Origin of the sequence: Micromonospora purpureochromogenes (genome assembly GCF_900091515.1) — a bacterium.
Lineage (GTDB): Bacteria > Actinomycetota > Actinomycetes > Mycobacteriales > Micromonosporaceae > Micromonospora > Micromonospora purpureochromogenes.
This window is the reverse complement of sequence record NZ_LT607410.1, coordinates 673,452-699,545: the sequence shown is the minus strand read 5'-3', so window position 1 is coordinate 699,545 and position 26,094 is coordinate 673,452. Positions and strand designations below refer to the sequence as shown.

At 73.4% G+C, this 26,094-nt stretch carries 19 protein-coding genes and 1 pseudogene; 12 read left to right on the top strand and 8 right to left on the bottom strand.

What is annotated here, in order from left to right; all coding sequences use genetic code 11:
• Positions 1 to 90 precede the first annotated feature (90 nt).
• Entirely contained in the window at positions 91 to 3,279 is a 3,189-nt protein-coding gene (locus GA0074696_RS03265; RefSeq protein WP_088959716.1) for a UvrD-helicase domain-containing protein, read from the top strand.
• Between the two features lie 172 nt (positions 3,280 to 3,451).
• Here GA0074696_RS03265 and GA0074696_RS03260 read toward each other — a convergent pair whose 3' ends face one another.
• Together GA0074696_RS03260 and GA0074696_RS03255 are read right to left on the bottom strand one after the other, a co-directional pair.
• Positions 3,452 to 4,081, bottom strand: coding sequence for a prepilin peptidase (locus GA0074696_RS03260; RefSeq protein WP_088959715.1), 630 nt, complete (start codon positions 4,079 to 4,081; stop codon positions 3,452 to 3,454).
• An 11-nt stretch (positions 4,082 to 4,092) separates the two neighbouring features.
• The gene (locus tag GA0074696_RS03255; protein WP_172894147.1) at positions 4,093 to 5,076 is read right to left on the bottom strand and encodes an EamA family transporter; all 984 of its coding nucleotides are present in this window, start codon (positions 5,074 to 5,076) and stop codon (positions 4,093 to 4,095) included.
• A gap of 270 nt (positions 5,077 to 5,346) precedes the next feature.
• Here GA0074696_RS03255 and GA0074696_RS03250 point away from each other — a divergent pair.
• The 3 genes and pseudogenes from GA0074696_RS03250 to GA0074696_RS03240 all read left to right on the top strand — a co-directional run.
• Positions 5,347 to 5,835 (top strand): annotated as a pseudogene (locus GA0074696_RS03250) (LppU/SCO3897 family protein); the annotation flags it as partial.
• Between the two features lie 229 nt (positions 5,836 to 6,064).
• The gene (locus tag GA0074696_RS03245) at positions 6,065 to 6,481 is read left to right on the top strand and encodes an LppU/SCO3897 family protein (protein WP_088964330.1); all 417 of its coding nucleotides are present in this window, start codon (positions 6,065 to 6,067) and stop codon (positions 6,479 to 6,481) included.
• A gap of 131 nt (positions 6,482 to 6,612) precedes the next feature.
• Entirely contained in the window at positions 6,613 to 7,854 is a 1,242-nt protein-coding gene (locus GA0074696_RS03240; protein WP_088959713.1) for an ATP-binding protein, read from the top strand.
• 84 nt (positions 7,855 to 7,938) lie between these two features.
• Here the strand turns inward: GA0074696_RS03240 and GA0074696_RS03235 are convergent, their stop codons facing one another.
• On the bottom strand, positions 7,939 to 8,484 hold the full coding sequence (locus tag GA0074696_RS03235) for a GNAT family N-acetyltransferase (protein WP_088959712.1): 546 nt from the start codon (positions 8,482 to 8,484) through the stop codon (positions 7,939 to 7,941).
• Between the two features lie 135 nt (positions 8,485 to 8,619).
• On the opposite strand from GA0074696_RS03235, the gene GA0074696_RS03230 reads away from it, so the two are divergent.
• Complete coding sequence (locus tag GA0074696_RS03230; RefSeq protein WP_088959711.1) at positions 8,620 to 9,165, top strand: DoxX family protein; 546 nt, start codon at positions 8,620 to 8,622, stop codon at positions 9,163 to 9,165.
• A 205-nt stretch (positions 9,166 to 9,370) separates the two neighbouring features.
• Positions 9,371 to 10,813, top strand: a complete 1,443-nt coding sequence (locus GA0074696_RS03225) for a glycosyltransferase 87 family protein (protein ID WP_088959710.1) — start codon at positions 9,371 to 9,373, stop codon at positions 10,811 to 10,813.
• 90 nt (positions 10,814 to 10,903) lie between these two features.
• Here GA0074696_RS03225 and GA0074696_RS03220 read toward each other — a convergent pair whose 3' ends face one another.
• The 4 genes from GA0074696_RS03220 to moaC form a co-directional block, all read right to left on the bottom strand.
• Positions 10,904 to 11,335 (bottom strand): molybdenum cofactor biosynthesis protein MoaE, encoded by a 432-nt coding sequence (locus tag GA0074696_RS03220; RefSeq protein ID WP_088964329.1) that lies wholly within the window; start codon positions 11,333 to 11,335, stop codon positions 10,904 to 10,906.
• Complete coding sequence (locus tag GA0074696_RS03215; protein WP_088959709.1) at positions 11,332 to 12,591, bottom strand: molybdopterin molybdotransferase MoeA; 1,260 nt, start codon at positions 12,589 to 12,591, stop codon at positions 11,332 to 11,334. Before GA0074696_RS03215 ends, GA0074696_RS03220 begins: the two co-directional genes overlap by 4 nt.
• A gap of 88 nt (positions 12,592 to 12,679) precedes the next feature.
• Positions 12,680 to 13,150, bottom strand: a complete 471-nt coding sequence (locus GA0074696_RS03210) for a MogA/MoaB family molybdenum cofactor biosynthesis protein (protein ID WP_088959708.1) — start codon at positions 13,148 to 13,150, stop codon at positions 12,680 to 12,682.
• Complete coding sequence (gene moaC / locus GA0074696_RS03205) at positions 13,147 to 13,638, bottom strand: cyclic pyranopterin monophosphate synthase MoaC (protein ID WP_088959707.1); 492 nt, start codon at positions 13,636 to 13,638, stop codon at positions 13,147 to 13,149. The genes GA0074696_RS03210 and moaC overlap by 4 nt, the downstream gene beginning before the upstream one ends.
• A 677-nt stretch (positions 13,639 to 14,315) precedes the next feature.
• On the opposite strand from moaC, the gene GA0074696_RS03200 reads away from it, so the two are divergent.
• The 5 genes from GA0074696_RS03200 (at position 14,316) to GA0074696_RS03180 (ending at position 19,994) form a co-directional block, all read left to right on the top strand.
• Positions 14,316 to 16,856 carry a putative bifunctional diguanylate cyclase/phosphodiesterase gene (locus GA0074696_RS03200; protein WP_407940537.1) on the top strand — a complete coding sequence of 847 codons (2,541 nt, stop codon included), beginning with the start codon at positions 14,316 to 14,318 and terminating at the stop codon, positions 16,854 to 16,856.
• Positions 16,853 to 18,148 (top strand): glycosyltransferase 87 family protein, encoded by a 1,296-nt coding sequence (locus GA0074696_RS03195; protein ID WP_088959706.1) that lies wholly within the window; start codon positions 16,853 to 16,855, stop codon positions 18,146 to 18,148. Before GA0074696_RS03200 ends, GA0074696_RS03195 begins: the two co-directional genes overlap by 4 nt.
• Positions 18,149 to 18,158: 10 nt before the next feature.
• Positions 18,159 to 18,794, top strand: a complete 636-nt coding sequence (locus GA0074696_RS03190; RefSeq protein WP_088959705.1) for a phosphoribosyltransferase — start codon at positions 18,159 to 18,161, stop codon at positions 18,792 to 18,794.
• 29 nt (positions 18,795 to 18,823) lie between these two features.
• Positions 18,824 to 19,234: a TFIIB-type zinc ribbon-containing protein gene (locus GA0074696_RS03185; RefSeq protein WP_088959704.1), complete on the top strand. Its 411-nt coding sequence runs from the start codon at positions 18,824 to 18,826 to the stop codon at positions 19,232 to 19,234.
• Positions 19,235 to 19,310: 76 nt separating this feature from the next.
• Positions 19,311 to 19,994, top strand: coding sequence for a maleylpyruvate isomerase N-terminal domain-containing protein (locus GA0074696_RS03180; protein ID WP_088959703.1), 684 nt, complete (start codon positions 19,311 to 19,313; stop codon positions 19,992 to 19,994).
• A 56-nt stretch (positions 19,995 to 20,050) separates the two neighbouring features.
• On the opposite strand, the gene GA0074696_RS03175 is transcribed toward GA0074696_RS03180, so the two are convergent.
• Positions 20,051 to 23,956, bottom strand: a complete 3,906-nt coding sequence (locus GA0074696_RS03175; RefSeq protein ID WP_407940590.1) for a replicative DNA helicase — start codon at positions 23,954 to 23,956, stop codon at positions 20,051 to 20,053.
• 528 nt (positions 23,957 to 24,484) lie between these two features.
• Here GA0074696_RS03175 and GA0074696_RS03170 point away from each other — a divergent pair.
• Positions 24,485 to 26,029, top strand: coding sequence for a hypothetical protein (locus GA0074696_RS03170; RefSeq protein ID WP_088959701.1), 1,545 nt, complete (start codon positions 24,485 to 24,487; stop codon positions 26,027 to 26,029).
• The last annotated feature ends 65 nt before the right edge of the window (positions 26,030 to 26,094 follow it).

The following is a 26,094-nucleotide window of genomic DNA, read 5'->3' as shown; positions in this document are numbered from 1 at the left end:
ACCGGGGGGCGGAGTCCAGCACCGGATTGCTCACGTCACGCGTACGCGTGGCGGCGGGCGGGTGATGGGCCGGCCGTGACAGGATGCGGCGTGCCTCCGTTCAGCGCCGCACCCCCCGGTGGCGTCCCGCCGTTCGTCGCGGACCTGCACATCCACTCGAAGTACTCGCGCGCGTGCAGCCGCGATCTCACCCTGCCCAACCTCGGCTGGTGGGCCCGGCGCAAGGGCATCGGCGTGCTCGGCACCGGGGACTTCACCCACCCCGCCTGGTACGACCACCTGCGCGAGACGCTGCACCCGGCCGAGCCCGGGCTCTACCGGCTCGCCCCGGAGGCGGAGCGGGACATCGCCCGCCGGCTCCCGCCCTGGCTGGCCAGCGAGGCGGAGACCGACCCGGTCCGGTTCATGCTGAGCGTGGAGATCTCCACGATCTACAAGCGGGACGACCGGACCCGCAAGGTCCACCACCTGATCTACCTGCCCGACCTGGACGCGGTGGCGCGGTTCAACACGGCGCTGGGCCGGATCGGCAACCTCGGCTCGGACGGCCGGCCGATCCTCGGCCTGGACTCCCGGGACCTGCTGGAGATCACTCTGGAGGCCAGCGCCGACGGCTACCTGGTCCCGGCGCACATCTGGACGCCCTGGTTCTCCGCCCTCGGCTCGAAGTCCGGCTTCGACGCGATCGCCGACTGCTACGCCGACCTGGCCGAGCACGTCTTCGCGGTGGAGACCGGCCTCTCCTCCGACCCGGAGATGAACTGGCGGGTCGGCAGCCTGGACGGCTACCAGCTCGTCTCCAACTCCGACGCGCACTCCCCGCCGGCACTGGCCCGGGAGGCGACTGTCTTCTCCGCCAATCGCGACTACTTCGCGATCCGCGAGGCGCTGCGCACCGGCGACGGGCTGGCCGGGACGATCGAGTTCTTCCCGGAGGAGGGGAAGTACCACGCGGACGGGCACCGGCTCTGCGGCGTCAACTGGTCGCCCGAGCGGACCCGGCAGGCCGGTGGACGCTGCCCGGAGTGTGGCAAGCCGCTGACCGTCGGCGTGCTGAGCCGGGTCGAGGAGCTGGCCGACCGGCCGGCGGGGCACCGCCCCGCCCACGCCCGCGAGGTCACCCACCTGGTGCCGCTGGCCGAGATCCTCGGCGAGATCAACAAGGTGGGTGCGCGGAGCAAGAGGGTCGAGGGGAAACTCCACGAGCTGGTCGCCGCGCTCGGCCCCGAGCTGGAGATCCTCACCCGTACCCCGCTGGACGAGATCGGGCGGGTCGGCGGCGAGCTGCTGGCCGAGGGCATCGGCCGGCTGCGCCGCGGCGATGTCCGCCGGGTGCCGGGCTACGACGGCGAGTACGGCGTGATCACCCTCTTCGACCCCGCCGAGCTGGGCGCGAAGGCGACGGGGGCGCAGGCGGAGACGCTCTTCGACGTACCCGTGCCGGCGCAGCGACGGCCCGCGGAGCCGGCGGCGAAGGTCCGTCGCCCGGCGGCGCCGAAGGCCGAGCCGAAGCGGAAGGCCGCGCCGCCGCCTCCCCCGCCGATCGCGCCGGCGCCCTCGCCGCACGAGCCGTTCGAACCGATGCTCGCCGGCATGGAGGAGGTCGGCACCGGCCTGCTCGACCGGCTGGACGCGATGCAGCGGGTGGCCGCGTCCGCGCCCGGTGGCCCACTGCTGATCGTGGCCGGCCCCGGTACCGGCAAGACCCGGACACTGACCCACCGGATCGCGTACCTCTGCGCGGAGCTGAACGTCTTCCCCGAGCAGTGCCTGGCGATCACCTTCACCCGGCGGGCCGCCGAGGAGCTGCGGCACCGGCTGGACGGGCTGCTCGGCCCGGTGGCCGAGGACGTCACCGTCGGCACGTTCCACTCGCTCGGGCTGACCATCCTGCGGGAGAACGCGGCCGCCGCCGGGCTGCCGGCGGACTTCCGGATCGCCGACGACGCCGACCGGGCGGCCGCCCGCGCCGAGGCCGGCGACGACCCGGACCGCTACACCGCGCTGCTGCGCAAGCAGGACCTGGTCGACCTGGACGAGCTGCTGACCCTGCCCGTCGCGCTGCTGAAGGCCGACAAGAAGCTGATGCGCGACTACCGCGAGCGCTGGCGGTGGATCTTCGTCGATGAGTACCAGGACGTCGACGCGGTCCAGTACGAGTTGCTGCGCCTGCTCAGCCCCGCCGACGGCAACCTCTGCGCGATCGGCGACCCGGACCAGGCGATCTACTCGTTCCGGGGCGCGGACGTGGGCTACTTCCTGCGCTTCTCGCAGGACTTCACCGACGCCCGGCTGGTCCGGTTGAACCGCAACTACCGCTCGTCGGCACCGATCCTGGCCGCCGCCGTGCAGGCCATCGCGCCGTCGTCGCTGGTGCGGGGCCGCCGGCTCGACCCGGCCCGGCTCGACCCGGAGGCCCCGCTGGTCGGCCGCTACCCGGCGGCCTCCGTCGCCGACGAGGCCGATTTCGTGGTACGCACCATCGACGAGCTGGTCGGCGGCCTTTCCCACCGGTCGCTGGACTCGGGCCGGATCGACGGCCGGCCCACCACGCTCTCCTTCTCCGACATCGCGGTGCTCTACCGCACCGACTCGCAGGCCGCCCCGATCGTGGACGCCCTCGCCCGGGCGAACATCCCGGTGCAGAAGCGCTCGCACGACCGACTGCGGGACCGACCCGGGGTGACCGCCATCGCCCGGGAGCTGCGGCACGCCGACGGGCTGGACGGCTCATTGGCGGCCCGCGTCCGGCTCGCCGGCCAGGTGCTGGCGGAGCGCTTCGCCGTGCCGACGCTGGACGGCGCCGCCGCGGTACGCCCCGAGGACGTCCGCACGGCGGTCGACCTGCTCACCCCGCTGGCCCGCCGCTGCGGCGACGACCTCGGGCTGTTCCTGTCCCAGCTCGCCACCGGCGCGGAGGTGGATGCGCTCGACCCGCGCGCCGAGGCGGTCACCCTGCTCACCCTGCACGCCGCCAAGGGACTGGAGTTCCCGGTGGTCTTCCTGGTCGGCGCCGAGGACGGGCTGCTGCCACTGCGCTGGCCCGGCACCGAGCCGGACGACGACGCGGTCGCCGAGGAGCGGCGGCTCTTCTTCGTCGGGCTGACCCGCGCCCAGGACCGGCTCTACGTCAGCCACGCCGCCCGCCGGGTCCGGCACGGGTCGGAGCGGGACTGCCGGCCGTCGCCGTTCCTCGACGTGATCGACGCCGGGCTCTTCGAGCGCTTCGGCGAGACCGAGCCCCGCCGACCGAAGGACCGCCAGCTCCGCCTGATCTGACCCGGCTGGCCGGTACCGTCCCGCGGCTCGTCGCGCCCATGGACGGCCCGCACCCGGGCGGACACCCCGACGAGCGTGATATCTCAGAGTCATCTTGATACCTGTCAGGTATCACGCGCAGAACGGGACGGGCCTGCGCAGCAGGAGCCGGCGAGCAGCAGGGCCGGCCGGGTCAGGCGAGGAGCACGGCCAGCCAGGCCCCGGCGAGCAGCGCCGGACCGAACGGCAGGGCGGTGTCCCGGCGTACCCGGCGGGCGACCAGCAGGGCCAGCACCAGCACGCCGTTGAGCAGGTGCGGCAGGAGCAACCCGTAGCCCAGGGTCGGCCAGCCCAGCCAGCCGAGCGGCAGGCCGAGGGCGGCGGCGAGCTTGACGTCGCCGAAACCGAGCCGGGCGCCGGGCAGCAGCGCCAGCAGGACGTACCCGGAGAAGGAGAGCGCGGCCCCGGCGAGGGCGACCGCCAGGCGGCCCGGCGTGCCGGCGGCGAGCGCGGCCACCCCGAGGCCGGCGACGCCGCCGAGGGCGGCCGCGCCGACCAGCGGATCGGGCAGCCGCAGGCAGGCCAGGTCGACCGCCGCCAGCACCACACCGAAGGCCGCCACCAGCAGGTACGCCGGCAGGGCCGGGTCCGGCCCGAGCGCGGCGGCCAGCCCGGCGAACACCACCGCCCCGACGACCGCCCAGCCGACCGCCCACCGAGCGGTGGCGGACCGGTCCGTGGTGAACCGGCGGGCGAACGTCGGCGCCGCCGCGCCGACGAGGCCGCCGCAGAGCGCGGCGGCGGTCAGCAGCCCGACGAACACGGGCCGGGACGTTACCGGTGCGCCGGTTCCGCGGCTGCCCCGTCGGTGGGCTCCGCCGCCGGCCGCCGGGGTCGCTCGGTGCTCACCACCAGTGCCACGCCGGCCACGATCACCGCACCGCCCAGCAGCACCTGCGCGGTGATCGGCTCGGCGACCAGCAGCGCGCCGAGCCCGACCGCGACGGCCGGGTTGACGTAGGCGTACGTGGCGACCAGTGAGATGGGCGCGTGGTGCAGCAACCAGACGTACGCGGTGAAGGCCACCAGCGAGCCGGCCACCATCAGGTAGGCCAGCGCCGCCCAGGACCGGCCCGTCACCTCGCCCGGCGAGAAGTCGCGCAGCTCGCCCCGGGCCAGGGCGAGCACGGCGAGCGCCGCCCCGCCGGCGAACATCTCGTACACGGTGGCGACGAACGGGTCGCCGGGCATGGCCAGCCGATTGGACAGGAACGAGCCGACCGACCAGGAGGTGGCTCCGGCGACCACGGTGAGCGCGCCGGCCAGCGGCACCGCGCCCGTGCCACCGGTCGGCAGCACCAGCAGCACCAGGCCGAGGAAGCCGAGCGTCACCCCGGCGAAGGTCCAGCCGCGCGGCCGGTCACCGGTGGCGGTGCGCAGCAGCACCACCAGCAGCGGGACGGTGGCCACCAGCAGCGCGGCGATGCCCGACGGCACGGCCACCCCGGGCGGACCCGCCTCGGCGAGCACCACCAGACCGTTGCCGCCGGCCAGCAGCAGCACCCCGACCAGGGCGGCGGAGGCGAGCTGACGGCGGTCGACCCGCAACGCCCCCGGGCCGCGTCGCACCCGCAGGACCACGGCGAGCACCAGCCCGGCGGCGGCGAACCGGAGGGCGGCCGAGGCGAGCGGCGGCATGGACTCCACGGCGATCCGGATGCCGAGATAGGTGGAGCCCCACAGGACGTAGACCAGCAGCAGCGCCGTCCAGATCAGGCCGGGCCGGACGGGTGTCGCACTCGCGGGAGATGAGCTCATCGGTGGACCACGCTACGGTGACCTCGGCGTCGGTGTCCCGTACGGGTGTCCGGCCTCTCAGCACCGAGTACGCAGGAGGCGTGCATGGCGAACTACGGGCCACCGGGTGGCGGCGCCCCGGAGCCGTGGGGCGGGCGACGCCCGGAGGACGCGTACGGCGCCGCACCGGATCCGCACGGCCCGCCCGCATGGGGCGAGTCGCAGGCCCACCAGCCGGGGTGGGCGGCCACCGAGGTCCACCCGCCCACCGAGCCGTACCGGTCGGCCGGCCCGACCGCCTACCTCGGCGACCCGACGCCGCCGCGGCCGAAACGGGGCCGGGGTCCGCTGATCGCGGTGCTGGCCATGCTGGCGGTGCTCGTCCTCGGCGGCGCCGCCACGCTCTGGTACCTGGCCGGCCGGGACGACGAACCGGCGTCGAACGGCGCGTCCACCGCGTCGGCGGCGCCCAGCGCGGCGCTGCCCGGGCCGGGCGAGCCGGCGCCGACCACCCCCGCGCCGGCCTCGTCCGCCGATCCCCGGTTCGTGAAGGCGGGGCAGTGCGTGCGCAACGAGGGCCCGGCGGGCGGCAAGCCCAAGCTGCTGATCAGCGACTGCGCCCCGAAGACGTACGAGGTGCTGCGGCGTTTCGACGGGGAGACCAGCGGTGAGCGGGACGCCGAGGCCAAGTGCGCCAAGGTCACCGGCTACACCAACTGGTACTTCTTCGACAGCGAACTGGACACCCTCGACTTCGTCCTCTGCCTGAAGCAGCGCTGATCCCACCCCTGGGGAAGACATGGCATCCTTCGGACCACCCGGCCAGCCGGACGACCCCTACCAGCGACCCACCGCCGACTCCGTCGGACCGCCACCACCCGCCCCGGGCGGTGGGTACCCCCCGCCCGGGCCGTTCCCGCCGGCCGGACCCATCCCGCAGTTCCACGCGCCACCACCCCCGGGGTACGCGCTGCCGCCCACGCCCCGCCGGAACGGCGGCCGGATCGCCCTGATCATCGGGCTGGTCGCGGTCCTGCTGCTCTGTCCCTGCCTCGGGCTGACCGGCTTCGCGGTGTGGCGGGCGACCAGCGCTGACGACGCGTCGCCGACGGTGGTCACGTCGGCCGAACCGTCGGCGGCGGCGACGGAGGAGCCGGGCACCGACCCGAGCACCGCCGAGCCCGACCCGACCGAGGGGATCGACGTGGCGGTGGGCGACTGCGTGGTCAACGACGGCACGGACGAGGACGCCGAGTTGCGCGAGGTGCCCTGCGGCCCGGACACGTTCGAGGTGCTGCTGCGGATCCCGGAGACCACGGACGGGCAGCGGTGCCGGACCCTCTCGCCGAGGTCGACGGCCAACTACGTGCACGACAACCCGGTCGACCTCTTCGACTACGTGCTCTGCCTGGGGAAACACTCCTAGTAGGCCAATCTTTCCCTGTCTAGCATGGACGCTAGACAGGGCAAGATTGCTGTCGAGGCCCGCAGACACGCCGGTAGCGCCGTCTATGCATCTCTAGTCCCCCGGCTAGACGGCCCGATACTCTGCGATGCGTGGATCCGGTCCGCAACCCGTACGCCCCCGGCGCCGGCCAGCGCCCGCCCGAGCTCGCCGGCCGGGGGCGGGAGCTGGACGTCTTCGACGTGGTCCTGGAACGCATCGCCCGGGGCCGCCCCGAGCGCAGCTTGATGCTCACCGGGCTGCGGGGCGTCGGCAAGACGGTGCTGCTCAACACCCTCCGCTCGCAGGCGATCAACCATCTCTGGGGCACCGGCAAGATCGAGGCCCGGCCGGACCAGTCACTGCGCCGGCCGGTGGCCGCCGCGCTGCACATGGCCGTCCGCGAGCTGGCTCCCCGGCACCGCGCCCCGGACCGGATCGACGCCTTCCTCGGCGTGCTCAAGGCGTTCGCCCAGCGCTCCGCGCCCGCCGGGCGCGGTGCCGCCGCCCCCAAGCTGCGCGACCGCTGGCAGCCCGGCATCGACGTGCCGGCGAGCAGCGGCCGAGCCGACTCCGGCGACATCGAGATCGACCTGGTCGAACTGCTCAGCGACGCGGCCGGAGTGGCCGCCGACGTGGGCACCGGGATCGCCGTCTTCATCGACGAGATGCAGGATCTCGGCCCGGAGGACGTCTCGGCGCTCTGCGCCGCCTGCCACGAGCTGTCCCAGCTCGGCGCGCCGCTGATCGTGGTGGGCGCCGGCCTGCCGCACCTGCCGGCCGTCCTCAGCGCGGCCAAGTCCTACTCCGAACGGCTGTTCCGCTACCAGCGCATCGACCGGCTCGACCGGATCGCCGCCGACCAGGCGCTCTGCGCGCCCGCCGAGCGGGAGCAGGTCGAGTACGAGCAGAAGGCCCTCGACCTGCTCTACGAGAAGTCCGGCGGCTATCCCTACTTCGTCCAGGCGTACGGGAAGGCGACCTGGGACCACGCGCCCCGCTCGCCGATCACCGCGGCGGACGTCCGGGTGGCCGCCCCCGAGGCGGAGGCCGAACTGGCGGTCGGCTTCTTCGGCTCCCGGTTCGAGCGGGCCACCCCCGCCGAGCGCGAGTACATGCGCGCGATGGCGACGCTGTCCCTGGTGGAAGGGGAGGCCGACGGCGGCGGCCGGGACGACATGGACGCGGCCGTGCCGACCGCGGAGATCGCCCGGGCGCTCGGACGCAAGCCGGCGAGCCTCTCCCCGGCCCGGGACGCGCTGATCAAGAAGGGCCTGATCTATTCCGGCGAGCGGGGCACGGTCGCCTTCACCGTCCCGCACTTCGGCCGGTACCTGCGCACCCAACCGGCCTGACCGCGCCGGCTTCTCCGACCGCACCCGCGGCGCACCCGCGGCGCACCCGGCGCACCAGTCACCTCGACGGCGCGCCGGTGGCGGTCAGACGCGGGACCAGGGGGCCGGGAACACCACCTCACCGCGCGGCGGTGGTCCCTCGCCGCTGGTGCTCGGCGGCAGCGCCAGTGCCTGCCACGGCTCCCCCAGACCGGACCACGGGCTGGTCAGCCCCATCCGGTCCGCCCGGACGAACCCGAAGCGGCGGTAGTACGCCGGATCACCGAGCACCACCACCAGGCGCTCACCCAGCTCGGTCGCGGCGTCCAGCCCGGCCTGCACCGCCGCCGTGCCGTGCCCGACCCGCTGCCGGTGCGGGGCCACCGCGACCGGCCCGAGTGCCAACGCCGGGGCGCGAACGTCGTCTGACTGTACGAAGACCCGGCTGAGCAGGGCGTAGCCGACCACCTCGCCGCCGTACTCGGCCACCATGGCCAGCTCCGGAATCCACGCGTCGCTGTCGCGCAACTCGTCGACGAGCGCCACCTCGCCGGGGACCGCCGCGTCCGGGCGGGCGAAGGCGGCGGCCAGCACCATGCGGACCGGACCGATGTCCGCCGGGTCCTCGGGGCGCAGCCGCAGGGTCGTCACCCGCGCGACGTTACCGGTCGGAGCACGTCCATCAGCGACGGTCGCTCGAATCGGCGTGGCGTCACGTCCATGTCGGAAGGTCCCGGATCGGCCGTTGCCGGGGTAGCGGCCGCCCGGACGGGGTATGACTGATCCATGAAACCCGTGCGCTCCCTCGCCCGCGTCATGTTGAGCGGCATCTTCGTGATCAGCGGGGTCCGCAACTTCCAGCACCCCGAGCGCCTCGTGCCGGCCGCCCAGCCGATCACCGACCGGGTCGCTCCGTTGATCTCGAACGTCGCGCCGCGGCTTCCCACCGACACCACCACACTGGTTCGCGCCAATTCGGCGGTGCAGCTCGCCGCCGGCCTGATGCTGGCCACCGGGAGGTTCACCCGGCCGGCCGCGCTCGTGCTCGCCGGCACGTTGGTGCCGGTCACCATCGCCGGACATCCCTTCTGGAAGAACGACGACCCGGCGGCGCGCAACAACAACCAGGTCCACTTCCTGAAGAACCTCGGGCTCTTCGGCGGCCTGCTGCTCGCCGCCGCCGACACCGAGGGAAAGCCGGGTCTGCGCTGGCGCGCCGGTCATCGCATCGATCACTCTCGACGTTCCGTGACCCGTGCGGTTCGTACCGCCCGTCGGGAAGCGCGGATCGCCGCCCTCTCCGCCTCCACGGCCCGGCGACTTCCGGGCTGACCTGCGTCAATACGGCCATCACCCCCCCGCAAGGCCGCGAATTACCTGAACCACCCGACTGCCGTTAACGCGGTGGAAATGTCAAAAACATGTGTGGGATCGGACACGGTCGCATAACGCGGGAGGCATCAACGTGAGGCGCCGTTCTAGGCTCCGTACCGGACCTGGACGGGTAGGACGACCTTGGTACGGGGGTGGCCACGCCATGCCGGCGATCGTCGGTAGACGGCTGGACCGCCTCGCCCCAGTCCGTCGCGCAACGCGTGGGATCGATCGTAGGACAGTCGTACGGACCGGCATCGTGGCCGCCGTCGCCTATGCCGCATGGCTCGCCATCGGTGCTTTCGGGCGGCCGTACAACTTCTTCGACATGAAGATCTACCACGGCGCGGTGGTGTGGTGGGCGAGCGGTCACGAGCTGTACGAGTTCATTGCGCCGACCACCACCCTCGGCTTCACCTACCCGCCCTTCGCCGCGCTGATGATGCTGCCGATGGCGCGACTGCCGGTCGAGGCGGCGGGCTGGATCAACGCGGCGGGCAGCATCGCCGCCCTCGCGCTCGTGCTGGCCGCGCTGCTGCGCCCGATCGTGGACCGCCTCGGCTGGCCGCTCTGGTTCACCGTGGGCATCGCGACGTCGATGTCCGTCGCCATCGAACCGGTCCGGGAGACCCTCGGGTACGGCCAGGTCAACGTGCTGCTCTTCGGGCTGATCATGGCCGACCTGATCGGGCTGCGCTGGCGGTCCCGGCGAGGCACCCACGGCCGTCCGACCGACGGCCCGTTCGTGCGCTTCCTCTACAGCGGGGCGTGGGCCGGCATGGGCATCGGCCTGGCCACCGCCGTGAAGCTGACCCCGGCGCTCTTCATCGTCTACCTGGTGATCACCCGGCAGTGGCGGACGGCGGCCACCGCCGTCGGCACCACCATCGGCGTGACGCTGGGGACCTACGCGCTGGTCGGTACGGAGTCGCGGGCCTACTTCGGCGGCGTGCTCTGGCAGACCGAGCGGGTCGGTGCCGCCGACATGACCCCCAACCAGTCGCTGGCCGGCCTGCTCGCCCGGCTGTACGACTCGATCGAGACGCCCGGCCTGCTCTGGCTGTCGTTCGCGGTGCTGATCCTGGCGGTGGGGCTCTCCCGCGCCGCCACCGCCCGGGCCGACGGCGACGAGTTGACCGCGTTCACCCTGGTCGGGCTGACCGCCAACGTGATCAGCCCGATCTCCTGGACGCACCACCTGGTCTGGGTCATCCCGGCGATCGTCGTGCTCGCCGACGCCGCCGTACGCCGTCACGAGGCGAGCCGGGGCCTGGCGGCGCGCGCCGGCCAGGCGTCGTCGTACGGGGGGCCGCCGGGGGTGAACGGGCTGCGTCCGCCGATCTGGTACCCGACGCTGACCGGCCTGCGGCACGCCGTCGCGGCGGTGGGGCTCTACCTGCTCTTCCTCGTCTCGCCCATCTGGCCGTACGAGCACCAACTCCCCGAGGTGTCGCACTACCAGGACGGGCTCTTCGGCGCGCTGATGGAGAACTCCCTCGCGCTGGCGCTGATCGTGCTGGTCGCCGCGCTGCCCTGGCGCCCCGGCGCCGAGCCGGCCTTCTACACCGACCGCCTCTCCCGCGCCACCACCACCGCCCGCCGCTGACCCTGCCCCGCACCTACCGAGAAAGAGTGGCCATTCCACGTGGAATGGCCACTCTTTCTCGGTAACTGCACGGGAGCACGGGGAGGGGCGTCAGGGGCAGTTGACCCATTCCTCGGTGCCGTCGGTGAAGACCTGCCGTTTCCAGATCGGCAGGCGCGCCTTGACCTCGTCGACCAGGCGGGCGCAGGCCTCGAAGGCCGCGGCGCGGTGCGCGGTGCTGACCGCGGCCACCAGTGCCACGTCACCGATCTCCAGCCGGCCGACCCGGTGCGACACCGCCACCGCGTACACCTCGGGCTCGGCGGCGATCTCGGCGGCGACCTCGCGCAGCACGTCCGCGGCGCTCGGGTGGCCCTCGTACTCCAGCAGGGTGACCCGCCGGCCGTGGTCGTGGTCGCGGACCACGCCCTGGAAGGAGACCACCGCGCCGGCCCGCCGGTCGGCGACCGCGGCCTCGTGCGCGGCGAGGTCGAGCGGCTGGTCGGTGACCGCGAGGACGGCGACGGTCGGGTCGGCGGTCACCACGAGCGCTCCCCGGGCAGCAGCGGCAGCGGTACGACCGGCACCCGCGCCCCGGCCTCGCCGGTGGTGCCCGGACGGATCACCGCGAACCCGTCGGCGCCGGCCAGCCCGCGCAGCATCGCCGAGCCGACGTGGCGCAGCGGGTGGGCGGTGCCGGCGGCCCGGTCCAGCCGGACCAGAGCCAGATGCGTGTAGTCGCCCCGACCGGGCACCGGCTCGGCGAGCGTGGCGTGCGGCAGCACCGGCATCGGTCGGCCGGTCAGCCCGGCCAGCAGCGGCGCGACCAGCGAGACCAGGGCGACGATCGCGGACTGCGGGTTGCCCGGCAGCCCGGCGACGAAGCGGACCCGGCCGTCGGCGCCGGCGAGCCGGGCCAGCAGCATCGGGAAGCCGGGCCGGACCGCCACGGTGTTGACCACGTAGTCCGCGCCGAGCGCCTCCAGGGTGGGATGCAGGTGGTCGACCGGACCGTGCATCGTCCCGCCGGTGGTGCAGACCAGGTCGGCGTTGGTCAGCGCGGACCGCAGCGCCGCCACGTGGGCGGGGAGGGTGTCCGCCACCGGGCCGACAACGTCGGAGGAGCGCACCTGGCAGCCGTACCGGCGCAGCCAGGCCGGCACGGCCGGGCCGAGCGCGTCGCGTACCCGGCCGGCGCCGGGCGGGCCGGCGGTCAGCAGTTCGTCGCCGAAGACCAGCAGCGCGGCCCGGGGCTGCCGGCGCACCGCCAGCTGGTCGTGGCCGCAGGAGGCGGCCAGCCCGATCAGCGCCGGGTCGACCGGGGTGCCGGCGGGGAGCAGTTCCTCACCCGCGTACGCCTCCTCGCCCGGCTCCCGCCACTCCGGGTGGGGCCGGGGCGTGCCGTCCACCCGTCCGTCGGCGGTACGGCTCGACTCCTCGATCCGGAGCACGGCGGTGGCGCCCTCGGGGACCATCGCGCCGGTGGCGATCTCGACGGTGGTGCCGTCGGCGGTCAGCGGGGGCGGGGTGTTGCCGGCCAGCACCCGCCCGACCACGTCCCAGGGGCCCTCGCCGCGCACCGCCCAGCCGTCGACGCTCGAGGTCGGGAAGGCCGGCAGGTCGGTCCGCGTGGTCAGCGGCTCGACGAGGGTGTGCCCGTCGGCGTCGGCCAGCGGTCGCCGGACCGCGGGGAGCGCGGCGGCGAGGCCCACCGCGTACACCCGGGAGCGGGCCTCCTCCCAACCGGCCGGCGGCGGCGCCGCCACCTGTGCCGCGGCGGCGGCGATTTCCGTGCTCACCGGGGGCCTCCCTTCACCGACTGCGGTGCGCGCGTCACGTCCGCGCGCTCACGGGGCGAGCCTATCGCCGTGGACGCCGGACCGGGCGTCAGTGGTCGCCGCCGCGCAGCTGCTCGACGGTGTGGCCGAGGATCGGGCCGAGCACGGCGAGGCCGTCCCGCGCGCCGCCGGTCGACCCGGGCAGGTTGACCACGAGCATCCGGCCGGCCACCCCGGCCAGCCCTCTCGACAGCGCGGAGGTGGGGACCCGGTCGCGGCTGTGCGCCCGGATCGCCTCGGCGATGCCGGGGATCTCGTAGTCGAGCAGCGCCCGGGTCACGTCGGGCGTCCGGTCGGTGGGGGTGACCCCGGTGCCGCCGCTGGTCAGCACCACGTCGATCCCGTCGGCCAGGGCGCTGCGCAACGCCTCGCCCACCGGCTCGCCATCGGGGACCACCACCGGCTCGTCGACGGCACAGCCCAGCTCACGCAGGCCCGCGACGAGCAGGGGGCCGCTGGTGTCGGCGTAGACGCCGGCGGCGGCGCGGTTGGAGGCCACCACGACCCGGGCCCGGATCACGGCCGATCCTCCGGGCGGACCCACTCGCCGGTCTTGCCGCCCTCCTTGCGGAGCACCCGCACCGCGTCGACGGAGGCGGCCGGGTCGACCGCCTTGACCATGTCGACCAGGGCCAGCCCGGCCACGGCCACGGCGGTCAGCGCCTCCATCTCCACGCCCGTCCGGTCGGCGGTCCGCGCTGTGGCGGTGATCTCGACGGTGTCCCCGGTGAGCCGCAGGTCGACCGTCACGCCGTGCAGCGCGATCGGATGGCAGAGCGGGATCAGGTCGGGGGTGCGCTTGGCGCCCATGATGCCGGCGAGCCGACCGACCGCCAGCGCGTCGCCCTTGGGCAGGCCGTCGCGGCGCAGCAGGTCGACCACCTCGGCGGTGGTGCGCAACCGGCCGGCGGCCACGGCGAGCCGGCCGGTGACCGGCTTGGCGGAGACGTCGACCATGCGGGCCGCGCCCGCCGGGTCGACGTGGGTGAGCTGCGCGGGATCGGTCACGACCGCAGCCTATCCGGCGGGTACGACCGGGACGTGGGCCCGACCGGGAGCAACGCACGCGACGCGAAGGGACCGAACCCGTCCCCCGATTCACGACCCGCTGTTCATCAGCGATTTCCCTGATCGTGACTAAGCGGTTCAGGTTCGCAAGCGCCCGACGCAAAGGGAGTTCGACGCATTCCGCAGCAGCGGGCAGGCGGGCACGTCCGAGAAAGGCGCAACTTACAGAACGCGAATCACGACGAATGCTCAGCCATCACGTACGCGAGAGTTTCGATACGACTACACTCCGTCGGCCCTCGGCCGCCTCCCGCTTCGGTGTGAGGCGTGCGCCACCTCGGGGTACCGGAAGTAGGGCCCCACGCCCGATGACGAAACCGTTGCGGATCCACCATTATCTAGCGTTAACAAGAAGCGATAGCCACGCAGCGGTCAGTCTCCGCGAGGAAACGGAACGTCACGACTTCACGCCCAATTCTCATCTATTGCCCATAGTTACATTTATCCCTGCAAAAATGGCCTAACCGCACTTAGGCTGGGCTGGTCCGAGACACCGACCGGGGGTCGGGGTGACGACCAGTGAAGGGATCAGGGCGATGTCCGCACACGAGTGGCTGTAGACGATTGTGGCGACGGGATGACCGCACGTAGCCTTGGCCTCTGCTCAGCGAAACCGAGTGGCAGTCGAGGATGCGGTGGCACGACCGGGCGAAAGCAAGACGGAGGCCGAGCGGCAGCTGACGCTGCACGCCGGCCTCGTCTGCGTGGTGGCCGCCGTCGCGGTGGCCTTCTCCCTGCGCCAGCTGGTCCACCTCGATCTCTCCCGTGACCACCTCACGCTGTCGCTCACCCTGGTCTTCATGGCCGCCCTGGGCGTGCGGATCAACTGGCGGATCCGCATCCGCGCGACGGTGCACGCGATCTCCTGGAGTGAGACCGCCATCGTCCTCGGCCTGGCGGTCGCACCGGCGCCGCTGGTGGTGCTGACCACCGGAGTCGGCGTGGCGACCGCGCTGCTGTCGATGAAGCCGTCGCCGTTGAAGACGGCGTTCGGTGTCGCGAAGAGCACCCTGCTGGCCGCCGGCGCCGGCGTCACCCTGCACGTGCTGGGCTGGTCGGAGACGGCCGACCTGCGGCACGCCATCGGCATGGTCGGCGTCGCCTACGCCGTCGCGGTGGTCCTCGACGAGGTGCTCACCCTGCCGGTCATCGCACTGGCCACCGGCACCCAGGTCCGCCGGCTCTTCCGGGACGACCTCGGGCTGCGCCTGACGAGCGCACTGGCCCGCTTCGTCCTGATCGCCGTCACCCTGGTCATCCTCCGGGGCGACAACCGACTCCTGCTGGCGGTGCCGCCGCTGGTCCTCAGCCTCCACCTGCTCTACTCCAACCGGGTCAAGGCCCGCACCGAGCAGCAGGCCTGGCAGCGCCTCGCCCGGACCACCGACGCGCTCAACGTCGTCGACCTGGACAAGGTCCTCACCACCGCGGTCACCCAGGCCGGCGAGCTCTTCTCCGCCGACGAGGTGGAGATCGAGCTGCGCGACGGCGGCCGCACGGTCCGCGGCGCCGTCGGCACCATCGGGTACGACGGACCGGCCGGCGAGCCCAGCACGGTCGACGGTTCCGTGCTGCCGGTCCGGCTGGAGGGGCACGACGGCACCGCCGACGTCGGGGTGCTGCGGCTGCGCTTCCGGGGACCGGTCCAGCTCTCCGAGCGGGAGCAGTACACGCTGCGTACCTTCGCGTCGGCGCTCTGCACCGCGGTCCGCAACGCCCAGGCGTACGCCGAACTGGCCCGGGTGGCCGCCGAACACGCGCACGCCGCCACCCACGACGCGCTGACCGGCCTGGCCAACCGGCGGCAGCTGATGGAGCGCGGCACCGAGCAGCTCAGCACCCGGTACGCCGAGGGGGTGACCGCGCTGGTGCTGATCGACCTCAACCACTTCAAGGAGGTCAACGACACCCTCGGCCACGCCGCCGGCGACCAGGTGCTGATGCAGGTCGCCGACCGGTTGCGCGCCGCCGCGCAGACCGAGGACCTGGTGGCCCGCCTCGGCGGTGACGAGTTCGCCGTACTGCTGCGCGGACTGCCCGCCCCGGCGGTCGCCGCGCACCGGGCGGAGGCGCTGATCGGCACCCTGCACCAGCCGTTGGACGTGGACGGCATGCGGATCAGCGTCGAGGCCAGCGGGGGCATCGCCGTGGCACCGGCCAGCGGGGGCATGCCGGAGCTGCTGCGCCGCGCCGACGTGGCGATGTACCAGGCCAAGCGGGCCGGTCAGCGGGTCTCCACGTACTCGCCGACCCGCGACACCGCCGACCTCGGCCGGCTCACCCTCGGCGGCGAGCTGCCCCGGGCGGTGGCCGACCACGAGTTCACCGTCAACTTCCAGCCCATCGTGGACCTGGCCAGCGGCGAGGTCACCGGCGCGGAGGCGCTGGCCCGCTGGCACCACCCGACCCACGGCATGATCGACCCACTGCGCTTCCTGGAGGCGGTGGAACGCTCCGGCCTGCTCCCCGCGTTCGCCGAGGCGATCCTCGACCAGGCGCTGCTCGCCGCCGTGAGCTGGCGGGCGGCCGGCTTCGACCTGCCGGTCTCGGTCAACGTCTCCCCACGCAGCCTGCTCGACGCCCGGTTCCCCGGCGCGGTGCTGGCCCGGCTGCGCGCCCACGAGCTCCCGCCCGACCGACTGGTCCTGGAGCTGACCGAGACGCTGACACTGAGCCAGCTCGACGTGGTCGACCGGGTGCTCAGCCGGCTGCGCGACTCCGGCGTCCGGCTGGCGCTGGACGACTTCGGCACCGGCTACTCCTCGCTCTCCCTGCTCTCCCGCATCCCGGTGCACGAGCTGAAGATCGACCGCAGCTTCGTCACCGCGATGGAGGGCTCGGCGGAGGCCGCAGCGGTCATCCGCTCGACCCTCGACCTCGGCCGCAGCCTCGACCTCACCGTGGTCGCCGAGGGAGTGGAGAGCGAGCCGCAGCGCCGGGCGCTCTGGGAGCTGGGCTGCGCCGCGGGCCAGGGCCACCTCTTCGCCCGTCCGCTGCCGTCCGGCAGTCTCCTCGCCGCCCTGCAACGCGGCTCGGGCGGCCGGCCCGGCACCCTGGTCCCGCCGCTGCACGACACCGGCGCGGTCATCCGCCTCGCCCCCGGCCGCCGCCAGCCCGGCCGGAGCCGCCCGACGGGTCTGCCACACTTGCCGGCGTGACCGCCGCCTCCCGCACCTGGCGCGCCCTGGACTCCACCGCCGGCGGCCTCGCCCTCGACCTCGGCCTCTACGCGGTCGCCGCCGCGTTCGCCGCGAGCACCGCCGCCACCTCCACCCTGGCACCGCACCGGGCCTGGGGGAGCGTCGCCGCCGTCGGCTACCTGATCGCCGCGCTGCTGGTCGTCGGCCAACTCCTGCTCCGAGGCCGCCGCCCTGGGCTGGCCGGGGTGCCGACGCGCTCGGCGGTCACCGCCCTGGCCTGGGCTACCACGGCCCTGCTGCCGCTGGTGATCCAGAGCATCCAGCGGGCGTCGGGGCGTACCGACCGGGCGCAGGAGGAGGTGGTGGTCGTCGAGCACGCCGGCATCCGGCTCGCCGAGCAGGGCACCCCCTACCTGGGGCCCGACGTGATCGCCGCGCTCCCCGCCGACGAACGGCTGCTCGGCTACACGCCGTACCAGCCGGGGATGGCGCTGTTCGGGCTGCCCCGGGCCGGCGTGGACGCCTGGTGGACCGACTCCCGGGTGTGGTTCGCGCTGGTCACCGCGCTGGCGCTGGCCGTCGCGGTGGTCGCGCTGCGCGCCGCCGGCCGCCCCTCGGCCGGCCGCCCCCACCCGGCGGCGGTGCTGCGCGGCGTACAGGCCGCGACCGTGCTGCCGATCTGCGCCCTCACCCTCGCCACCGGCGGCGACGACCTGCCCGTACTCGCGCTCTGCCTGCTGGCGCTGGCGTGCGCGGCCGCCGGCCGGCCCGGCGCGGCCGGCGTGGCGGTCGGGCTCGCCGGCGCGTTGAAGCTCTTCGCCTGGCCGGTCGCCCTGGTCCTGATCTTCTGGGGCGCCACCCGGCGGGCCGGGCTCCGGGTCGCCGTCGGCGCGCTCGGCCTGCCGGTGCTAGCCCTGGTGCCGGCGGTACTGGTCGACCGGGACGCGCTGGTGGAGAACGTGCTGCGGTTCCCGCTCGGCCACGGGCTGGTGACCAGCCCCGCCCAGTCCCCCTTCCCCGGGCACCTGATCGCGAGCGGGCTGCCCGGCGGCCGGGTCATCGCCGCGACCCTGCTCGTCGCCGCCGGCGTGGCGATCGCCGTCCGACTGCTGCGCCACCCGCCCGGCACCGCCACCGCCACCGCGCTGATCTGCGGATACGGCCTGCTGGCGGCGATCCTGCTGATGCCCACCACCCGCTTCGGCTACCTGCTCTACCCGCTCGCCCTGCTCGTCTGGGCGCCCGCGCTGGCCGGACAGCCGACCACCGTTTCGCCGGAGTCGCCGACACCGGCCCTCTCCAGGGCGTAGACCTGAGGACATGAGCAGCACCTACCGCGATCGTGAGGATGCCGGCCGACAGCTCGCCGAACGGCTGGCCGGCCTGGTCGGAGAACCCGACGTCATCGTGCTGGGGCTGGTCCGGGGCGGCGTGCCGGTGGCCCGGGTGATCGCCGACCGGCTCGGCGCGCCCCTGGACGTCCTGGTGGTCCGCAAGCTCGGCATGCCCTGGGCGCCCGAGGTCGCCTTCGGCGCGCTCGGCCCCGGCGGGGTCCGGGTGCTCAACGACGTGGTCGCCGCCCGGCTCGGCCCCGACGACGTCGCCGACGTGCAGCGCCGGGAACAGGCCGAGCTGGAACGCCGGGAGGCCCGGTACCGGGCCGGCCGGCCACCGCTCGATCTCACCGGCCGGACCGCCGTGATCGTCGACGACGGGCTGGCAACCGGCGCGACGGCCCGGGCCGCCGTGCAGGTCGCCCGCCACCTCGGCGCCCGCCGGGTCGTCGTCGCGGTGCCGGTCGGGTCCCAGGAGGCGTACGAGATGCTGGCCGCCGAGGCCGACCAGGTGATCTGCGCCCAGCGCCCGCCGGAGTTCGGCGCGGTCGGCGCCTACTACGAGGACTTCCACGAGGTCTCCGACGACGAGGTCAACGAGGCGCTGATCGCCACCGCCTGAACCTCGCGCCGACCGGGTACGGTCGAGCGATGCAGCTCACCTGTCCCAAGTGTCACGGAGACATGCGCCAGTACGAGCGCAGCGGAGTCGTCATCGACCAGTGCACCGAGTGCCGGGGGATCTTCCTCGACCGCGGTGAACTCGAGAAGCTGTTCGAGGCCGAGGCGAACTGGAACCAGCAGCACGCCGCCCCGGCACCCGGGCAGCCCGCGGGCCACGGCCCCGCCCAGCCCGGCCACGTGGCAGGCGGGTACGCCCCGCCTCCGCCGCCGCCGCACCAGCCGGGCTACCCGGCCGTGCCGCCCCCGCCGCCGCACGCGCCGGCCTACCCGCCGCAGCCGGCGTACGGCCACAGCGGGCACCAGCAGCAGCACCACGGCTACCACGGGCACTACAAGCGCAAGAAGCACAAGAGCTTCCTCGACGAGATGTTCGGCTGACCGCCACCGGGGCCGGGGCACCCGCCCCGGCCCTTCCATCCTGCCGATCCGGGCGGCCCGTGGCAGGCTCCCCCTCATGACGTCGATCGCGCAGCACGAGGCGCTCGCTCAGGCGTACGAGGGGATCACCGCCGTGGTCGCCGGGCGGAACGACGCCGACCTGCAACGACCCACCCGCTGCCGGGGCTGGCTCGTCGCCGACCTGCTCTTCCACGTGCTCTGCGACGCCCAGCGCGCCCTGGTCGCCCTGGCCAGCCCCGCCGACGGGCCGCCCGACGTGGACGACGTCAGCTACTGGCGCACCTTCCCGCCCGGCGGGGACGGCGACGACGCCGCCCGGCACGCCTGGTGGGTCCGCCGTTCCGCCGCCGCCTTCGACCGCCCCGGCGGAGTGCTCCGGCTCTGGTCCGACACCGCCCCCGCTGCCGTGCGCGCCGCCACCGCCGCCGACCCGGCCGGCTGCTTCAGCACCCAGGGGCACGTGCTGCGGGTACCCGACTTTCTGGCCACGCTGACCACCGAGGCCGTCATCCACCACCTGGACCTGGTGCTCGACCTGCCCGACGCGCCGTCGCCCGGGCCGCTCGCCTGCCGCGTCGCGGTGACCACGGTGGACGGGCTGCTCAGCGACGACGCGGTCCGCCCGAGCGACTGGGACGACGCCGAGTACCTGCTCAAGGCCGCCGGCCGCGAGCCGCTCACCGACCGGGACCGCGCTGCGCTGGGCGAGGCCGCCGGCTGGTTCCCGCTGCTCGGCTGAGCCGCCGCCGGCCCGGCATCGCCAGGGGCGTTGTCACCGTGCCGCTCGGGCGACGGTCAGACGATCGCCATGTCGACGAAGCGGGAGAGGTGCAGCTGGGCGGCGACGGTGATGCTGTCGGTGGGCCCATTTCTGTGCTTGGCGACGATAAAGTCCGCCTCCCCGGCCCGCGGCGACTCCTTGTCGTAGTAGTCGTCGCGGTGCAGCAGGATGACGACGTCGGCATCCTGCTCGATCGAGTTGTGGGTGGCGATGCCGTTGGCGATGAAGTTATGGGTCCCGAGCACGGTCGCGTCGAAGACGTCCTGCTGCCCTAGGGACTCGATCGAGACGATCTCGTCCCAGAAGATGTCGTTGGTAGCGTGCAGATCGAGGTCGGCGGCATCCAGGACGGCGGCGATCTTGGCGAGCCTCGACCGGCTCGGTGCGTGCTTCCACAGCGTGCTTCCGCAGAACTGGGTGCCGAGGGCCTTCGCGAAATCGCGGTGACTCATGCCCTGCTCAACCAGGATCTCGCGAACCCTGGTCCACACCTCGGTCGGCACGGTGTCGACGTTCGTGTTGCTCTCCATCGACTCCAGCGAGGCGAGCAGCTGCACACAATTGTTGGCCCGCTCACCGTGCACTCCGATCTCGCGGAGGAACCGCAGCTGGTCGTCCCGCCCCGAGATGTCGAGGGTGTATTGAGGCCGATGACGCGCCACGGGCACCACCTTGAGCCGAGCCGTGATGCCGTACCGGAGCAACAGACGGGAGACGTCCTCGAGCATCCGACGACTGGTCGAGGAGTAGTAGACCCGACCACCCCGGCCCGACTTGTTCAGACAGACCGAGCCGTCAGTCGCCCACAGGTGCCGGAGGAAGAGGGTCACCTGCTCCTTGGGCAGGCTGAAGAGCGACTGGGGGAGGAACTTCTCATGCGACCTCAGGCCGAACAGGCCGAGGCCGTCCAGCCACTCGGCGATCGGATTACGCCGACCGCGAGCCAGCCGGTAGGGGGCGGGCAGCCGGAGCGTGGTGACCCGGGCGGCCTCGTAGTCGTCGCGAACGGCGGTGATACCGAAGTGCTTCGCGGCCTCCGCGACAGCCTGCAGGTTCTCCTCGTCCCGACTGGCGTAACGGATCGGCTGACGTCGCACGAATGAGCCGTCGCCGAGCAGATGCGCCAGCAGCACCACCTCAGCCTCAACCCAGGGCCGGATGGCCAGGGGCGGCGGCACGTGCCTGGGCGTGGCGAGACGGGCTCCCGGCGTCAGCTCACCCAGCGGCATCCAACCCGCGAAGGTCAGGAAGGGATGGTTGGCTGTCGCGTCGATTCGCTTTCCGGAGGCCAGGGTCAGGCGGAAGACTTCCCGGTTGCCACTGGGGAAGACGTGGGTCATCGTGCGCGGGGCGTATCGGAGGTTCTCGTCGAGCGCCCAGACCGGAATCTCCCTCGCCCCCGCCTCCAGCAGCTCACCCAGCGTGACTTCGGAGTTGTTGTCGGCGCGGATGAGCCTGGTGTCGGCGGTGAGGCAGCCCGACTCACGCAGGTCGGACAGCTGGGGCCGCTTGTCGGTGCGCTGTTCCGGGCCACGGTTCAGCTGGCTCACCGCGATCACCGGGCACTCGACCTCCTTGGCCAGCAGCTTGAGGCCACGGGAGAGGTCCGCGACCTCCTGCTGGCGGCTCTCGGTCCGCTTCGGCGAGGTCATCAGCTGGAGGTAGTCGACCACGATCATCTTGAGATCGTGCTTCTGCTTGAGCCGGCGCGCCTTCGCCCGGATCTCCATCAGGTTCATGCTCGGCGTGTCGTCGACGAAGAGCGGGGCCTCGCTGATCTCGCCCATGCAGCGGGCCAGTTTGGTCCAGTCGTCGTCGGAGAGCTGGCCGCTGCGCAGCACGTGCAGCGGGACCCGCGCCTCGGCCGAGAGCAGTCGCATGACGATCTCGACCTTGCTCATCTCCAGCGAGAAGATGGCCGCCGCCTGGTTGGCGCGGATGGCCGCGTTACGGGCAAAGTCCATGCTGGCGGTGCTGTTGTGGGTGGGGATCATGGACCGGCCCGCCAAGTACAGGTGGTCGTCGTTGTCGACGGTCACACAGCGGACGGGCACGCTGTCCACCCGCCGGACGTCGGTGACAAAACGACTGTCGGCCCGGACGGCGGTCTCGCTGCGCCTGCGCAGGCGGTGCGCCTCGCGCTTGCGGGGCAGGTGGAACACGTCGTCGGTCGTGGTGAAGTTGAGGTTGTACGCGATAGCGGTTTCCGGCTTGCGCCCCTTGACCATCTTGCGGCTGATCGTGCATCGGTATCCGAGGCTGACGATCAACTCGTACGCGTCCTCGGCGAGCCTCGCCGAGGTCGTTGTCAGCTGGACATTGGCACTGCTGGTAACGGTGCCGTCGGTGTCGAGCAGGCCCGCCAGCAACGCTCGGCGCTGCGCTTCCGAGGCGCGCAGGTACGCCCTCGGAACGTGCTTGTTGTCGAGCACGCCGATCGCACGCAGCGACTGCGCCAGCGACGACGGGGAGTTGGCGCAGACCGCGCAACCCGTGCGACGCCGGCCACACATCGGGCACGCCGGGGGCCGAATCGAGTACAGCGTCGGTTCCGAGGTGGACTGCTGCGTCTCGAACCCGTCGAGCTCGATCCGCCGCAGGATCTCCGTGTCGACGGTGGTGATCCGACTACCGGCGCTGTGGCCGTCGCCCAACCAGGCACCCAGGGTGTACGGGGGCACCGCCAGGTCCGCCTCCGGCAGTTGAAGCGCACCGGCGTTCAGCACCGCATGGTTGAGCCTACGGTCGGCTGTGGGTGTACGCAGCGTCGCCCGGATCTGTTCGGTCGTGACAACACCGGCGTGTTCGGAGGCGGCGACCGTGTCTCGCCAGGTCCGCACGCGAGCCAGAAGTCGCCCGTACAGCTCTGTGGCCGGGTAGGTGTAGGCACTCGGACCACCGCGTCGCCCGCGCACGGGCTGGGCAGTCAGGTGCGGGAGGCTCCGCGCCACCCGGCGCGCGGTGTGAACGAACTCGCCGCCGACCACCGACCGCAGGTCGGCGACGCTGATGCGAGCGTCGTCGGACGCCTCGGATGCCGCCCGGCGCAGGCGGTCCACCGCAGCGGGCGACCACGCAACCGCCCGACGAGCCGCGCTGGCGCGACGACTGGCGCGCGTAGTCGTCTTCCACAGGTGCTCGGCGTCGGCCACGATGACGCTGCCGTCGGAGAACTCCACCTCGTAGCAGGGACGGTCGTACATCACGTCAAAGGCGGCGGTGATCGTCGTCGGCCGTCCGTCAGCGCCCATCAACTGGTCGCCGACCCGGACCTCGCCCATGGTGGTCCAGCCGTCCGGGGTCGGCAGCGGGGTGTCCAGGGCGAGCGCCTTACCGAGACCGGGTCGCCCCGCCACGATGATCAACTGACCCGGGTGCAGGCCGTTGAGCAGCCGGTCCAGGTCGGTGAAGCCGGTCGGCACGCCGGTCATCACCCCGCCCTGCGCCCCGACCGCCTCGATCTCGTCGAGCGTCGGCTGGAGCATGTCGGCCAGCACCGCGAAGTCCTCGCTGACCCGGCGCTCGGTGATCTCGTAGACCGCCTGCTGCGCGAGGTCGACCACGTCGTCGACGTCTCGGCTACCGCCAGCAGCGGTGCCGTAGCCGAGCTGCACGATCCGCGTGCCGGCCTCGACCAGCCGACGAAGCACCGCGCGCTCGCCGACGATCCGGGCGTAGTACGCCGCGTTCGCTGCTGTCGGCACTGCGGCCATGCAGGTGTGCAGATAGGGGGCGCCGCCGATCCGGGCGAGATCGCCGGAGTCGGCCAGGGCGGCCGCGACGGTGATCCCGTCGGCCGGCTCACCCCGGCCGTAAATGTCCAGGATGGCGTCGAAGATGGTGGCGTGCACCGGCCGGTAGAAGTCGCTCGACTTAAGGATCTCCACGACGTCGGCGATGGCGTCCTTGGAGAGCAGCATGCCGCCGATGACGCACTGCTCGGCGGCGACGTCCTGCGGCGGGGTCTTGTCGAACTGCCCGTCGCGCTGCGCAGGGGCGGGCGGCTGCCCGCCGGCCCGGGGCTCCGCCCGCATGTCGTCGGTGACCGACACGGATCCCCCTCCACTGCGTCGGGTCGATACCAGCTCTACCGGCCGGGTGCGACAACTTCCGATCGACCCGGCCGGTCGATCGGGGGGCGATCGCGCGACCGGTCGGTGCCCCACGATACGGAACCCGAGGTCAGACCCCAACCAGGCCGGTGGACGAGCCTCGGGACAACCTGTGGATGGAGTGGACGAGCATGTGCGCAGCGTGTGCACAGGTTGTGGAAAACCGGTGGGGAATTCTGGGTCGGTCGGCTCTGACCTGCGGAAACATCATCCCCACCCTGTGGACGGATATTTTCCGGTAAGGCTTTGGGTTCGGATTTCCCGTACTATCTGCTGGGAACGGCTACACCTGGACAGCGGATTGCGCTTTCGGTTGAGAAGGGTCACGCTCCGGCCGTGAGTTACCGGGACTGGGAGCGCGGGGAGGGCAGCCCGCGCGAGCGTCAGCCGGTCGCCCCGTGGGACGACTTCGGCGAGGCTGTTCCGGCCGATCCCTACCGGTACGCGGGCGAGGGTTACCGCACCCCCAGCCGACGGCGGGCCGTCGAGCGCGGCCAGCAGGAGCCGGTCGACGCCTACCTGCCGCGCTGGGCCGTGGAGTCGGGCATCGCGCACGCCGACGGCCGGGGGCGGCACGCCGCGCCGGACGACGACGAGCACGACGATCGCCCGATCTCCGGGGGCGGGCGGCGCAGCGAGCGCAGTTGGGGCGAGCCCCGGGCGATCGGCGCCGCGGCCGAGTCCGACCACACCCAGGAGTGGACCTTCGACCGTCCGCAGGAGCAGGGATACGTCGGCAGCCGGCGCGCCGACTCCCTCGAGGACGAGCCAATTTCTGGTGCCGCGCCGACGCCCCGTCCGCGCCGGTCGGCGTCGCGCCGTCCGCAGGTGATCTGGTCGGGTGTCGAGGAGTCCGACGAGGAGTCGGGCGCGGCCGTGCGGGAGGTGGAGCGGCCGACCCGTCGCAGCCGGCGCGCCTCGGCCGACGCCTGGTCCCGCCCGGCGGTCGACCCGTGGGGCCGTACCCAGCCGGTGGCGGAGCCGGAACCGGAGTATCGGCCGGCGGTGGACCCGTGGGACGCCTCCGGGGTGCACGCCTGGCAGCGCTCGGGCCCCGAGGACCGCTGGGACGGCGGCGGTAGTGCCGCCCGGTGGGATCAGGGCGACAGCACCGGCCAGTGGGACCGGCTCACCGACACCGGCCAGTGGGACCGTGGCGACCTGGCCCGGCGGGACCGGTACGAGGAGCCGAGCCGGTGGGAGGACCGCACCGACGTCGGCCGCTGGGACCGTACCGAGCCGCCCCGGTCGGCGGAGCCGGTGACCGGTGAGGGTTGGTCGTGGCCGGAGCAGCCGGACGGGTTCTGGTCCGGCACGCGGCTGGCCGGGGACGATCCGCGGTGGATGGACCCGCCGTCGTCGGCGCCCCGGTCGCCGGCAATCGCCTACACCGCGCCGCGGCCGCGCCCGTCTCCCCGTCGTCGGGTGGAGCCGGCCGGGCCGCTCGCCGCGCCGTCGTGGCGTGACCGGATCGATTCGGTCGGCGGCGGGGTGTGGAACCGCCGCCTGGAGGACGACCTGCTGGACCCGGATCCGGGTGGTCCGCTGCGTCCGCTGCTCTACACCGCCGCCTGCTATCTGCTGCCGGCGGCGCTGGTCTTCGGGTGGCTGCTGACCCTGGACGGCCAGCCGCCGGCGGGGTGCGTGACGGACATCAGCGGCGGCGGCTGCGATTCGCCGCGGGCGCACGCCTTCGCGTCACTGGTGGCCGGTGCGCCGCGCTTCGGGCTGGCGCTGGTGAGCAGCCTCGTCGTCGCGGGGCTGCTGCGCCGGGTGGGCACGACCTGGCGGTCGGCGACGGTGGCGCTGGCCGCGGCGGTGGTCGGCGGGGGCCTGTCCACCGTCATGATCAGCGCGGTGACCGGTCAGCCGATCGGTTGAGCCCGCCGGCCAGTCGCAACGAGGGCATGCGAAAGGGCCCGCACCGGAGTCCGGTGCGGGCCCTT